The sequence below is a fragment of the Gemmatimonas sp. genome (assembly GCF_044345575.1).
GTDB lineage: Bacteria > Gemmatimonadota > Gemmatimonadetes > Gemmatimonadales > Gemmatimonadaceae > Gemmatimonas.
This window is the reverse complement of record NZ_JBIJAW010000064.1, coordinates 1-13,303: the sequence shown is the minus strand read 5'-3', so window position 1 is coordinate 13,303 and position 13,303 is coordinate 1. Positions and strand designations below refer to the sequence as shown.

12 protein-coding genes are annotated in these 13,303 nt (G+C 68.3%); all 12 read left to right on the top strand.

Features of this window, described 5'->3' with window-relative positions; all coding sequences use genetic code 11:
- Positions 1–141 precede the first annotated feature (141 nt).
- Positions 142–498, top strand: coding sequence for a hypothetical protein (locus ACIQ6O_RS06045; RefSeq protein ID WP_396206881.1), 357 nt, complete (start codon positions 142–144; stop codon positions 496–498).
- A gap of 7 nt (positions 499–505) precedes the next feature.
- Positions 506–859 (top strand): hypothetical protein, encoded by a 354-nt coding sequence (locus ACIQ6O_RS06040; protein ID WP_396206880.1) that lies wholly within the window; start codon positions 506–508, stop codon positions 857–859.
- A complete protein-coding gene (locus ACIQ6O_RS06035; RefSeq protein ID WP_396206879.1) occupies positions 859–1,881 on the top strand; it encodes an AAA family ATPase in 1,023 nt (340 codons plus the stop codon). Before ACIQ6O_RS06040 ends, ACIQ6O_RS06035 begins: the two co-directional genes overlap by 1 nt.
- Positions 1,882–1,912: 31 nt before the next feature.
- Complete coding sequence (locus ACIQ6O_RS06030) at positions 1,913–2,794, top strand: DUF58 domain-containing protein (RefSeq protein WP_396206878.1); 882 nt, start codon at positions 1,913–1,915, stop codon at positions 2,792–2,794.
- A 1-nt stretch (position 2,795) separates the two neighbouring features.
- Positions 2,796–4,073 carry a BatA domain-containing protein gene (locus tag ACIQ6O_RS06025; protein ID WP_396206877.1) on the top strand — a complete coding sequence of 426 codons (1,278 nt, stop codon included), beginning with the start codon at positions 2,796–2,798 and terminating at the stop codon, positions 4,071–4,073.
- Positions 4,070–6,172, top strand: coding sequence for a hypothetical protein (locus ACIQ6O_RS06020; protein ID WP_396206876.1), 2,103 nt, complete (start codon positions 4,070–4,072; stop codon positions 6,170–6,172). The genes ACIQ6O_RS06025 and ACIQ6O_RS06020 overlap by 4 nt, the downstream gene beginning before the upstream one ends.
- Positions 6,173–6,183: 11 nt before the next feature.
- Positions 6,184–6,801 (top strand): DUF4159 domain-containing protein, encoded by a 618-nt coding sequence (locus ACIQ6O_RS06015; RefSeq protein WP_396206882.1) that lies wholly within the window; start codon positions 6,184–6,186, stop codon positions 6,799–6,801.
- Complete coding sequence (locus tag ACIQ6O_RS06010) at positions 6,798–8,186, top strand: hypothetical protein (RefSeq protein ID WP_396206875.1); 1,389 nt, start codon at positions 6,798–6,800, stop codon at positions 8,184–8,186. Before ACIQ6O_RS06015 ends, ACIQ6O_RS06010 begins: the two co-directional genes overlap by 4 nt.
- 94 nt (positions 8,187–8,280) lie before the next feature.
- Positions 8,281–9,213, top strand: coding sequence for a histone deacetylase (locus tag ACIQ6O_RS06005; RefSeq protein WP_396206874.1), 933 nt, complete (start codon positions 8,281–8,283; stop codon positions 9,211–9,213).
- 9 nt (positions 9,214–9,222) lie between these two features.
- Complete coding sequence (gene corA / locus ACIQ6O_RS06000; RefSeq protein ID WP_396206873.1) at positions 9,223–10,242, top strand: magnesium/cobalt transporter CorA; 1,020 nt, start codon at positions 9,223–9,225, stop codon at positions 10,240–10,242.
- 194 nt (positions 10,243–10,436) lie between these two features.
- The gene (locus ACIQ6O_RS05995) at positions 10,437–11,357 is read left to right on the top strand and encodes a serine/threonine-protein kinase (RefSeq protein ID WP_396206872.1); all 921 of its coding nucleotides are present in this window, start codon (positions 10,437–10,439) and stop codon (positions 11,355–11,357) included.
- Between the two features lie 285 nt (positions 11,358–11,642).
- On the top strand, positions 11,643–13,303 hold a 1,661-nt coding region (priA, locus tag ACIQ6O_RS05990; protein WP_396206871.1), incomplete at its 3' end, for a primosomal protein N'.

The following is a 13,303-nucleotide window of genomic DNA, read 5'->3' as shown; positions in this document are numbered from 1 at the left end:
GTGGTGAGCTGCGCATCGAGACGGCCGGCGCGCCGGACGTCACCCGGGAAATGCTGCTTGTCTTCCCCGTCGACGTCGATCACGGCTAGCACGCCTCGGAATCCTGCGTCGAGATACTCCCCGAACCTTTTGTCCGTCGTCATGTCACACCCGCATCAGCAGTCCCGCCGGCAGCTGCAGGACACCCTCACCTCGTTGTCGGTCTCGGAGGTCATCACCGCGGCCACGCGCTTCTTCGCGCAGCGGAGCGGTGTCTACGCCGCGTTCGTCGAGAAGCAGGGACCGAGTCACGTGGTGCTCCGCGGCCAGGGCGGTGAGGAGATCGCTATCGGTGCACGAGAGACGCCGGCCGGGACAGCGGTAAGCGGCTCGAGCTACCTCTTCGATCAGCAGGTGGCCCGCTTTCTGGAGTCCCTGCCGCCGGCCCCGCCAGTCGCTGAGGTGCCCGCGCTTCCCAGTGAGTCGCCGGCCGAAACGGTAACGACCCCCACTGCGTAAATGGCGCATGAGCGATAGTCAGAACTCGGCGGGAACTCCCCGTTTCGTGAACCAGCTGCGTGTGCGCCCCGAAGTGCTGCGGGCGCTGCCGGTAGGCGCAGCCGCCTCATGGACCGTGCGTGTGCAGGCCGCCGACGCGTGGGACGCCGTGCGCGTGGAGTGCGCCCCGGAGTCCACTGTACGTGATGTGAAGCGGGTGGCGATGGCCAACCTGCTCCCCGACGTGGCGGAGACCGATGCGTATCTGGTGAAGCTGCGCGGTGCCGAAGTGGAGAACGAAGGCGTGTCGCTGCGCAGCGCCGGCGCCCTCGATGCCTCCACGTTTTTTCTCACCTCACGCCGGCGTCGTCCACTCAAGTGATGTCGACGACGCCCGTGGAGAGCGAGGAATCGCGCGGCGTGGAATCGCTCATCGCGGCCGTGCAGCGGTTGCGTGACGAAATCGGCAAGCGCGTGGTCGGGCAGCAGACCGTCGTGGACGAGATTCTCATGGCGCTCGTGGCCGGGGGGCACGCTCTGTTGGTAGGGGTGCCCGGTCTCGCAAAGACGCTCATGATCAAGTCGCTCGCCGACGCGATGCAACTCGACTTCCGGCGCATCCAGTTCACGCCCGACCTCGTACCGAGTGACATCACGGGCACCGAGATTCTCGAGGAGAGTGGCGGTGGTCAGCGTGCGTTCCGTTTCGTGCGCGGCCCGGTGTTTGCGAACATCGTGCTCGCCGACGAGATCAATCGGGCGCCGCCACGCACGCAGGCCGCGCTGCTCGAGGCGATGCAGGAGCACAGTGTGACGGCAGCCGGGCAGACGATGCGTCTCCCGGAGCCGTTCTTCGTGCTCGCCACGCAGAATCCCATCGAGCAGGAAGGCACGTATCCGTTGCCCGAGGCGCAGCTCGACCGCTTCCTCTTCGACATTCGTGTGGGGTATCCCACCGAGGCCGACGAGGTAGCGATCCTGCGCGCCACTACGGGCGCGAAGGGGGCGCCCATCGAGGCGGTGTTCACCGCTGAGGACGCGCTGGCGTTGCAGGGTGCCGTGCGCGCCATGCCCTGCAGTGAGCTGCTGCTGGAGTATGCGGCGCGCGTGGTGCGCGCGTCACGGCCGCAGGAGGCCGCCGCGCCTGCGCTCGTAAAGCAGTACGTGCGCTGGGGGGCAGGGCCGCGTGCGGGACAGGCGCTTATCCTCGGCGCGAAGGCGAGTGCGTTGCTGGGAGGACGTCCCGCCGTCTCGCCGGCGGACATCCAGCGCGTGGCGATGCCCGTGTTGCGTCATCGCATTCTCCCCAACTTCGCTGCTGAGGCCGACGGCGTTTCCGCCGAACCGCTCATCGAGGCGCTGCTCGCGCACGTGCCGGTGCCGTCGGGCGCCACGACACGCTGACCACGGCGCGCTGATGTCGGTGTACGGGCCCATGCTCGATGCACTGCGTGGCGTGCGCTGGCCGGCACGCCGCGCGGTGGGTGCGGCCCCTCCCGGGGCGCACCGCTCGTCGCAGAAGGGCACAGCGGGCGAGTTTACCGAGTATCGGTTGTATCGGCAGGGCGATGACCCGCGCGCGCTCGATTGGCGATTGCTCGCGCGCAGCGACCGCGCGTTCGTGCGGCTGAGTGACGACCGGGCGCTGCTTCCCACCTGGATCGTGGTGGATGGTAGTGCGCGCATGGCCTTTCCCGACGCCACGTCGGCGCGTAGCGACGGCGCGCTCTCCAAGTTCGCGTATGGGCGACAGGTGGCGGTGGGGCTCGCGGCCGTGGCGCATGCCTCGAGTGACCCGGTCGGTGTGATGGTGCTCCACGCCGGCGGCATGCAGCGCATCCCGCCTCGTACGCGCCGTGGTGCGGTGCAGGAGATCGCTCGAGTGCTCGAGGGGGCGACGGCTGGCGGTGCGGCGGCGCTCGCGCCGGCGTTGGTGCAGTTGCCCACGAAGGCGCGCATCGTGCTGATCACCGACTGTCTGGGCGATACGGATGTGTTGCTGAAGGCCGCCGCCGCGCATCGGGCGGCGGGCGCGCTCATCGAATGCGTGCATGTAGTGGCCGCCGAGGAGCTCACGCCTCCCACCGGCCCCTTTCTCGTGAACGACCCGCAGGCGCCGCATGACACGCGGGTGTTGAGCCGGGCGAGCAGGGCGGAATATCGCGCCCGGTTCGACGAGTTTCGTCGTGATCTCGCCTCGCGTTGGCGTGCCACCGGTGCAGGGTACACCGAAGTGCGCACCGACGTACCGCCAGCGCGCGCGGTGCGCGCGGTGGTGATGGGACTGGCACTGCCGATGGGCGACGGGGCGCACTGACATGCTCAGCTTCGCGAGCCCGTGGCTCTTTGGCATGGCTGTGGCGGCATCGCTCGTGGTGGCCGGGTTGCATCTGCTGTCCGTTCGCAGGCCGCCGCCGCTGATGCTCCCCACGGCGCGCTTCGTCCCTGACGGCGATGCGCGTGCCGTAGCGCGTCAGGCGCGTCTCAACGATGTGCTGCTGCTTGTCCTGCGGATTGCCGCGTTGCTGGCGACAGGCGCGGCCCTGGCGGGGGCTCGCTGGCAGGGCGCCACCGCGTCTCAGTTGCGTATGGTCGTCGCAGACGAGGCGCTGCGCGCAGATACGGTGTGGCGCGATTCGCTCACCCGTGCGCTCGCGGGTGATGACGCACTGGTCGACGTGAGTTTTGCCCGCGGCGTGTCGCGTGACGCCGGTGCGGCGCTCGTGGCGGCTGTTCGGCGTGCGAGTGACATTACCGCAACGCATCGCGCGATCTCCCGGGTGGATCTCACGGTGGTGCTGCCCGCGCGTGTCGCGAGCCGTGCCGGTTTCGACGCCTGGCGATCGCAGTGGCCCGGGCGCGTACGCGTGATGCTGCGTGGTGGCCCTGTGTCGGCGGCGGATACGAGTGCGGCGGATGTCAGCGTGGTTGGTGGCGTGCGTGACGATATCGTCGAGGCGGCGCTGGGCCGGTCGCTGGCGGACGCGCCCCGTCGTGTCCGCATCGAGCGCGTGGCCAGCGTGACTACGGAGCGTACGGCGTCGACCATCGTGGTGTCGTGGCCGACGAACGGCGCGCCCGACGGGTGGGAGGCGCAGTCAGTGCAGGATACCGTGGGTGCGCTCGTGGCGAACGGCGAGGTTTTGGTGGGACCATTCGTGCGTACTGCGTCGCCATCGCGTGTGCTACAGGCCCGCATCGATTCCGGTACCGCAGCATTCGCACCGGCGCGTGTGATCGCGTGGTGGAGCGACGGCGCTCCGGCGGCCGTCGAGCAGACGACCGCGGGCGGCAATGGCTGTGCGCGCTCCGTGTCGGTGATGCTCCCTGCCGCGGGTGATCTGCTGCTCTCCAACGAAGCGCGAGGATTTCGCCGAGCGCTCATCGCGCCCTGCGATGCGGACCGCGTACCATCTTCGTCGCTCGTGAAGGATGGCAGCCGTAGCGATTCACTCGCGCCGGCGACGGCCTTTAGAATCACCGGGTCGCGGCAGAACCGGAGTGACCCGTGGTGGCTCACACCGGCGCTGCTCGCCGTGGCCACGATGCTGCTGCTGGGCGAATGGTGGTGGCGTCACCGCGAGGGGCCGGTATGAGCCCGCTACTGTCGCAAGTGCTACAGGTGCATCGCGCGTTGCATACGGTACGTGTGGTGCGCCGAATCCTGCACGCGACCGCCGCCGCCCTTGCCCTGCAGCTGCTGCTTCGGATCACCGGATGGGATGTCGGGGCGTCATTCGCCGTGCTTCCCGCTGTGGCTCTAGGCGCGACGGTGTGGTGGCTGCTCGGAAACCGCGGACATGCCAGCCGGCCAAGTGAGCCCGACGCCCTCGCTCGCACGGCACTGTGGGTGGAAGAGCAGCGGGTGGCGGCTCGCACCGCGCCGGACTTTGCGCTCACCACGGCCGTGGAGATGTTGGCGGCGGGGACCGCGGTCCCCCACGCGCTCGCGCTCGTCGCTGCGCGCGCCATGCAGGAGTCGCCCCTCGATGCCGCTCTATGGCGGGCACGACGTGCGGCGTGGCAGTGGCCGGTGCTGTTCGGCGTGACGTGCCTCATGCTGATGAGGGTGAGCGCTGCGGACCGCACGCAGGAGGGCGCCGCCGTCGCGACACGCACGGTTCCCACTGGCGACACTGCGAGGCCCACCGCGACGGCCCCGCTCGGCGCGTGGTCGGTTCGCGTGGTGCCGCCCGCCTACTCGGCGTTGCCGGCGGTCACGCACGGTGACGTGAACAACGTATCGGCCCTGAGTGGCAGCACGGTGGTGGTGTCCGGCGCGGGCCCTGCGCCGCACGCGGAACTCACGGCCGTGAATGCGAAGCGAGCCACGATGGTTGCTGCTCGAGAGGACGCCAGCCGGTGGCAGTTCACGGTGCTGGCCGGAAGCGCGCCGCAGACCGCGCGCGTCTCACGAGGCGGGACCACGCGCCTGCTGATCGTGGAAGGGCATGCCGACTCGGTCCCACGCGTGTCGCTCGATGCCCCAGCGCGCGACAGTGTGTTCCGTGAGCCTCGCGGGGCCGTGCCCATGCTCGCTACGGTACAGGACGACATCGGCCTCACGCGCGCGCACTTCGAACTCATCGTCACATCGGGTGAGGGGGAACGCTTCACCGTGCGCACGCTGCTCCTGCGCGAACGCTCGTGGCCCGGCAGCGCGCGGATACGCTCGACGGAATTGCGGGGGGTGCTGGACCTGGCCACACTCGGATTGCAGGCGGGTGATGTGGTTCACCTGCGCGCAGTGGCCCGTGACGCGCATCCGTCGGCGTCGCGCGAGTTCGGCAGCAGCGAAACGCGGGCGTTCCGCATCGCGCGGCCCACCGAGTACGACTCCGTGGCGGTGGAACCGGCGCCTCCCCCCGAGGTGGACAAGTCGATGCTCAGTCAGCGCATGCTGCTCATGTTGACCGAGAAGCTGGACAAGGCCCAGAAACGCCTGGTGCGCGCCGAGGTGCTGCGCGAGTCGCTCAAGCTGGCGCGCGATCAGACACGGCTTCGACTCGCCGTGGGTGATGTGGTGTTCCAGCGGCTGAGCGGCGAGTCGAGCGCCGAGCATGCCCACTCGGCGGGCGACGGGCACGATCATGGGGTCGAGTTGCAGGGGGGCAAGCTCGCCATGAGCACGTCGAGCACCACCGGCATGCTGGAGGAGGGGAACGACTCGCCGGTGGTGGCCATCAACCAACCGCTGCTCGAAGCGTACAATGCCATGTGGGATGCAGGTCGCGCGCTGGAGCAGGGCAACCCGCACGCGGCGATCCCGCCGATGAAGCGCGCCCTTGAGGCCATCGAGCGATCGCGGGCGGCGTCGCGCATTTATCTGCGCGGCAAGCCGCCGCAGGTCATCGTGGACATCGGCAAGGTGCGGCTCACGGGCAAGGACACGGGACAGGTGACGTTGCGCAGCGCGCGTGCGGCGCTCGATGCGCGCGCGGCCGATCGTGATACCCGCCTGGTGCGCGCCGCGTCGCAGGTGACCACGAACACGATGGCCGCGCGTGACTCCGTCGCGCTGCTGCGTGTGGAGGCGCTGGGCGATGCTCCGGCCTTCGCGGCGGCCCTCTCGCGCGTGTTGGCGGCGATGGACCGTGGGGGCGACGCGACCGATGTGTTCGTGGAGGCCCGCCGGGTGCTTGGCAACGTGCTCCGCACACGGACCACGTCGTGGTCGCGTGGGGTGGTGCCGTGAGCGTGCCGTCCATGCTGTACGCGCCCTTCGTGTTCGCCACGGCGCAGTACGAGTCCGGCGACTGGGATTCGGCGCCGCTGGTGCCGGCGAATCTCATCGACTCCTTGGCCCGCTACACCTCGCTGCCAGTGCGGCCACAGGGCGTAACCGTACCCCTGGGATCGGAGGCGGTGTTTCAGTACCCGCTGCTCTATCTCACCGGTCATCTGCCGGTGCGTTTCACGGCGCGCGAGGCCGAGGTGTTGAAGCAGTATCTCGAGCGAGGGGGGATGTTGTTCGTCGACGACCACAATCACGATGTGGACGGCGCGTTCAACAAGACGGCCCGCGAGGAAATTCGTCGCGTAGCGGGCCCGTTGCTGCCGTTGCCGAATACGCACGAGCTGTATCGCAGTTTCTTCGTGTTCGAGAATGGCCCGCCCACCACGTCCCACGAGATGAACGGGTGGGGTGACAATCTCGTGCACGAGCAACTCGATGCCGTGGTGAAGGACGGCCGTATACGCGTGCTCTTTTCCAACAAGGACTACAGTTCGGAGTGGAGCTTCCACCCGGACAACAAACGGTTCCTGTCGGTGGACAACACGCGCTTCGGTGTCAACATCGTCGTGTACGCGCTCACCCGATGACGCGCCTACTCTTCGAACGGCTGTGCCGTGCCTTGGCCTTCGCAGCGCTGCTCACGGCGCTGTGGTCGAGCTTGCGCGCAGGAGCCGGTGCGGAGCAGACGCCGCGGCGGGTGTCGCTGTCGCTCCCCGATTCCATCGTCGCCGATACCAGCGCGCGCGGTGTTGGCGTGCTCCGTCCGCTGCTGGCCGATGCCGCACCCGATACCACGGTGCTCACACTTGAGCTGGTGCCCTCGTCGACGATGCGAGCGGCGTGGGGGGCGATGGCTGCCGCGGGGATACCGGTGCAATGGGTGGACCGCACCGGAGCTGCGGGGCTGGCCGCGTCGGTGTCCCGCAGCGCGGTGCCTGGGGCGGCACTGACGGTGCGCGCGAGCGCCAACACCAGTGGTGCGCTCGTGCTGCGCGACGCCGGCGGCGTGCTGGATTCGGTGCCGCGTGCGGAGCCGTCGCTGTCATGGCAGTTGGCCGGTGCGTCACCGCCACTGGTCGTGCAGCAGGGGAAGAGCACGGCGCGTGTGGCGCTTCCTGATTCTGCCGGCGCGAAGCGGGTGCTGGTCATCGCCCAGCCGGGGTGGGAGGGGAAGTTCGTGGTGGCGGCGCTCGAGGAAGCGGGGTGGCTCGTGGATGGCCGCCTGCGCGTGTCCCCCAGTGGCAGCGTGACGCTGGGTGCGCCGGCGCGCCTCGATCTCGAGCGGTACGCCGCCGTGGTGGTGCTCGACAGCATGTCGGTGGACGCGGGCGCGCTGCAGGCGTTCGTCGCGCGTGGCGGCGGCCTCGTGTTCGGTGGGGATGCGCTGCAGATCAGTGCACTCGCTGCGTTGCGCCCGGCGCGCCCGACGCTCGTGCGCGGTGCCATCGCCGGGGCGCTTCTCTCTGACGATCCGCGTGCGGGGCTCGAGGCCTGGGAGCTCGCGGTGGCGCCGGGCGCTGTGGTATTGCAGGAGGACCGGAGTGAGCATGGCCACCGCGAGCCGGCGCTCGTGGCACGCCGCGCTGGTCGCGGGCGGGTAGTGGCGATGCCGTACCGTGAGACGTGGCGCTGGCGCATGCAGGGCACCAACAATGGCGCCGCCGAGCATCGCCGGTGGTGGCAGGGGGCGCTCGCCGCCGCCATTCCCTCGGCGGAGCAGCCTCGCGCTGACACAACGGCGATGCAGCGTGCGCTTCCCGGCGGGGCCGCACCGTATGCGGATCTGGTGGCGAGGCTCGGTCGTGCCCTGCCGGCCGACTCCGCACGGGTCACCGCAAGCGCCGTGACGGATGACGGACGTGGCGCCGCCAGCGACATTCCCCGTATCCTGTCGGCGCCCGTGCTCCTGCTGCTCACCCTGCTGGTACTGCTCGCCGAATGGAGTTCACGACGACTGCGCGGACTGCGTTGAGTCGCTCGAGACGCAGGCGGCATCATGCCATCACCACCGCTGACGTCTTTCTCGCGTCGGCCACCGACGATCACCGAATAGCGTGGAACCCCGCATGAGTACGCGCGTCGCTCTTATCAGCCACTCCGACTGCGGTCGGCACGACACCGGGTGGGAGCATCCGGAACATGTCGGCCGCCTCGTGGCCATTCCGCGTGCGCTCAAGCATGACGCGGCGCTCTTCGAAGCGCTCACCCATGTCGAAGGCCGTCACGCCACCGAGGACGAACTCGCGCTGGCGCACGACCGCACCTACATCACGCGGGTCCGTGAGCTGGTGGAGCAGGGTGGTGGCCGGCTCGACCCGGATACCGTGGTGAGCGAAGGGTCGTGGGACGCTGTCACGGCGGGCGCTGGCTGCGTGCTGGACGGTGTGGACATGGCCTTCGATGGTCGCGCCATCCGCAACTTCTCGGCGGTGCGCCCTCCTGGCCATCACGCGCTGCGCGACCGGGCCATGGGGTTCTGTCTGTTCGGCAACGTGGCCATCGCGGCGCACTATGCCATCGCCCGGTACGGTTGCGAGCGGGTGCTGGTTGTGGATTGGGATGTCCATCACGGCAACGGGACGCAGGCCCTGGTGGAGCACGAGCCACGCATTCATTTCGTCAGCATGCACCAGTGGCCGTGGTATCCCGGAACAGGAGCGGCCGACGATCGGGGCCCGTACGGCACCGTGTGGAACGTGCCGATGCCGCCGTCGCTGCCCCCGCAACGCTACATCGACGCGTTGCTCGCGGCGGTTGACGCCGCCGCCGCCGATTGCGCGCCTGATCTGCTGCTGCTGAGCGCCGGGTTCGACTGTCTCGAGGGCGATCCGCTCGGGGCGTTCACGCTCACGCTGGATGACGTGCACACCCTCACACGGGCGCTGGTGGAGCGCGCCGAGCGGTGGTGCGGTGGCCGGCTGGTGAGTGCACTCGAGGGCGGCTACGCGCCCGATGCGGTGGCGCAGGCCGTGCTGGTGCATCTGCGGGCGCTCGCGTAGCCTTTCGACATGCCGCGTATCGTACCCAGTTCGGTCCCCGGTCAATCGGATCCCGCGCCGCGCATCGTGTATCGGTCGCCGGCGGGGGCTGACGTCGTGGATTGTCACCCGCGTGAACTGCCCCAGCTGTTGGCCGAGGGTGGCCCGTTGTGGGTGGACATCGACAGCACCGTGCGCTCGCAGCACGCGCTGCTGGAGAAGGTGTTCGGTTTCCACCCGCTCGCCATCGAGGACACGCTCAATCCGGCGTCTCGCGTGAAGCTCGAGGAGTATCCGGGCTATCTGTACATCATCATCCGCGCGGTGCAGTTCGCGGCCGATACGGACGATCCGTACGATCTGGAGACGAAAGACCTGCACTGTTTCCTCGGGCCCACGTATCTCGTGACCGTGCATGCCGGTCCGGTGGCGCCGGTGGACCTCATGCACGAGACCCTGCGCCGCTCGCCCGAACTGCTGTCGCGTGGCCTGGAGCGCACGCTGCATGCGATTCTCGACGCTACGATCGATTCGTACTTCCCGATTCTCGATCAGGTGGACGAGTTCCTCGACGGGCTCGAGGAGCGCGTCTTCGTGGAATTCGACCAACATGCGTTGCGTGACGTGTTCAAGGTGAAGCGGCTGGTGCTTTCGTTGCGACGCCATCTGCAGCCGTCGCGCGAAGTGTTGAACGTGCTGACCAACCGGCCGACCACGCTGATCGCGCCGGACGTGCAGATCTATTTCCGCGATGTGTACGATCATGTGCTGCGCATCAACGATGCGCTCGACACGTATCGCGATCTGCTGAGCAGTACAATGGATTCCTATCTCACGCAGGTGTCCAATCGGTTGGGGTCCACCACCAAGGGGCTGAGTGTGGTGGCGACCATGTCGTTGCCCTTCGTGGTGGTGAGCGGCATGTGGGGGATGAATTTCACCAAGATCCCGCTGTCGAACTGGCCCTACGGGTTCTGGGTGTTGCTGCTGGGGCAGTTGCTCCTTGGTGGGTTGCTCCTGCTCGTGCTGCGTCGTCAGAGATTGTTGTAGGTCTGTTGCACCCGGAACTCGAAGCTCGAACCCATCACCCGGAACTGATCAGTTTCGCGTCTCGGGTACGGGTTTCGGGTCGTGAGTTTCCCCTTTCTCCGCCTTACGCTCCCCTGATGTTCTGCCCCGAATGCGGGACCTGGAATCGTGCTGTTGCGCCCAAGTGCACCCGTTGCGGTGCACCCTTGCCGGAGGTGTCGGCGCCGCCAATCGATATTCCCGATGAGGAGCTGCGTGAACTGCGGGCCGCCACGGGGAACCGCTACACGGTGGTGAAGCGGCTTGGCAGCGGTGGCATGGCGCACGTGTATCTGGCGCGTCATGCCGTACTGGGCCGGCCATTGGTGATCAAGGTGCTGCATCGGACGCTCTCCCGCGAACCGGAGATGCGTGAGCGTTTCCGGCGCGAGGCGGAGGCGGCGTCGCGGCTCGTGCACCCGTACATCTGCGCTATCGCCGATATGGGCACGTCGGGAGAACTCGAGTATCTGGCCATGCCGTACTATGCGGGCGGGTCGCTGGCCGACCTGCTGTCGCGTCGCAAGACGGTCTCGGCACAGACGGCGGCGTCGGTGGGGGCGCAGGTGGCGGTGGCGCTCGACTATGCCCACCGGCATGGTGTGGTGCATCGCGATATCAAGCCCGACAACATCCTGTTCGACGAAGACGGCAACGTGGCGCTCACGGACTTCGGGATCGCCACGGCGCGCTTCCATGGCCGGCTGACGGCGAGTGGGCGCGCCATGGGTACACCGCACTATATGAGCCCCGAACAGGCCATGGGGCGCCTCGTGGACGGCCGCAGTGATCTCTATGCGGTGGGGCTGCTGTTGTACGAAATGCTGCTGGGCCACCCGCCGTTCGACGGCGAGGACTCGTACTCGGTTGGCTACAAGCATGTGCACGAAGCCCCGGTGGCGCCCGACCAGGTCGACACGCGCGTGCCGCCGGCGCTCAGTGCGATCGTCATGCAGTGTCTGGCCAAACAGGCCGCCGATCGCTACGACCGGGGCAACGAGCTCGCCGACGCGCTGGTGCAGTTCCTCGCGGGCAGTGGCGGGCAGGAATACCGGCAGGCGCGGACGGCACGAGCGTCGGGGCTGACGCCGTACTAGGGGCGAGGGTAACTGCGGGGGGTAACTGCGGGAGACTGCGTCATGGGTGACGGCGTCATGTCTCAGCGGCGCTATGGTTACCGCGAAACCGTAACCACGGGGAGCGGTGCAGGCGGGGGGACGCGGAACTGCGCTGACGGCGGGGTGACGGCCGTAGTTATGCTTCCGTAGCGCCCCGTGGTTTCGCTGCCGCCGTCATGCGTTCGCTGTCACCATAACGCCGTGAGACATGACCCATGACGCTGTTACCTCCTCACGCCTCACGTCTCAACTCTCAAGCCTGAAATGCGGTGCGTCGAGGTTGCCCTTCCCGTTCCCCTCTTCCGCACGTTCACGTATGGCGTGCCGGAGGACGTCGCGTGGCCGATCGCGCCGGGAACGCGGGTGCTGGTGCCTTTTCGCAATCGTGCGGAAATCGGAATTTGCCTTGGCGAGAGTACGCCGCCGGAGGGGGTGAAGCTCAAGGCGATTCGCGCCGTGGTGGACACGACGCCGGCCTTGACCGACGCGCTGCTGCATACAGCACGATGGATCGCCGACTGGTACGCGGCACCGCTGGGGCTCACGCTGCGCTCCATGCTCCCCACGGCGTTGCTGCAGCCCAATGCACCGGCGCCGACGGGGCGCACGCAGCGCGTGGTGCGCATCGTCGAGGAACTGCCGTCGCTGCTGCAGCGTGAGCAGACGTTCGCCCGCGCCAAACAGCAGCGTGCCGTATACGAACTGCTCGAGGCGCAGGGTGGTGTGGCCCCACTCGAAGCCTTGCGCACGCAGGCCAGCTGCACAGCCGGTGTATTCACGGCCATGGCGAAGCGCGGGTTGGTGGTGATTCGCGACGAGGTGCTGCAGCGTGATCCGTTCGCCGAGCGCGATGGCGTGGTCCCGCCTCCCAACCCGTCACGGCAGCAGCGGGCGGCCATCGACGCCATCGTCGCTGGTGAGCCGGGACAGGTCTTTCTGCTGCATGGCATCACCGGCAGTGGCAAGACGCTCGTCTACATCGAAGTATTGCGCGAGGTCCTGCGCACGCAGGGCCGTACGGCCATTGTGCTGGTGCCGGAGATTGCCCTCACCTCACAGACGGTGGATCGGTTCCGCGGCGCGTTCGGCGACGACGTGGCGGTCCTGCATTCCGGGCTCAGTGATGGCGAACGGCTCGATGCCTGGCAGGCGCTGCGGCGCGGTGAACGACGGATCGCCGTGGGTGCGCGCTCGGCGCTGTTCGCGCCGCTCGAGCGCGTGGGGGTGGTGATCGTCGACGAAGAACACGAAAGCAGCTATAAGCAGTCGGAGACGCCGCGCTATCATGCGCGCGAGGCGGCTATGGTGCGCGCGCGGGCCGAGGGCGCGCTGGTCGTGCTCGGCAGCGCCACGCCGAGCCTCGAGAGCTGGGAACGGGCGGATCGAGGGCAGGCCATTCGATTGACCCTCCCCGATCGCGCCGGTGGGGCCCAGTTGCCGCCGGTGGGCGTGGTGGACATGCGGGTGGCGGCGAAGGAAGCGAAGGCGGCGCGCCATCCGCAGGCTCCGTACGATCCCACGACGAGCGTGTTCAGCCCCACTCTGCTGGCGGCGCTCGAGACACGGCTCACCCGTGGCGAGCAGAGTCTGCTGCTGCTCAACCGTCGTGGCTTCGCGGCGTTCCTGCAGTGTCACGCGTGCGGTGACGTGCAGGTGTGCCCGCACTGCAGCATCTCGCTCACCTATCACCGGGTGCCGGAGCAGTTGGTGTGTCACTACTGCCAGCACCACGCCGAGGTACCACGCACGTGCCCGCAGTGCGCCAGCGACAAGCTGCATCGGCGAGGGCTCGGTACGCAGCAGGTGGAGAAGCTCATCGCTGAGCGCTTCCCAGAAGCGCGCATCGCGCGCATGGACGTGGACACCACCAGCGGGAAGTGGGCGCACACACAAATCCTCGATCGCGTGGCGCGGCACGAAGTGGA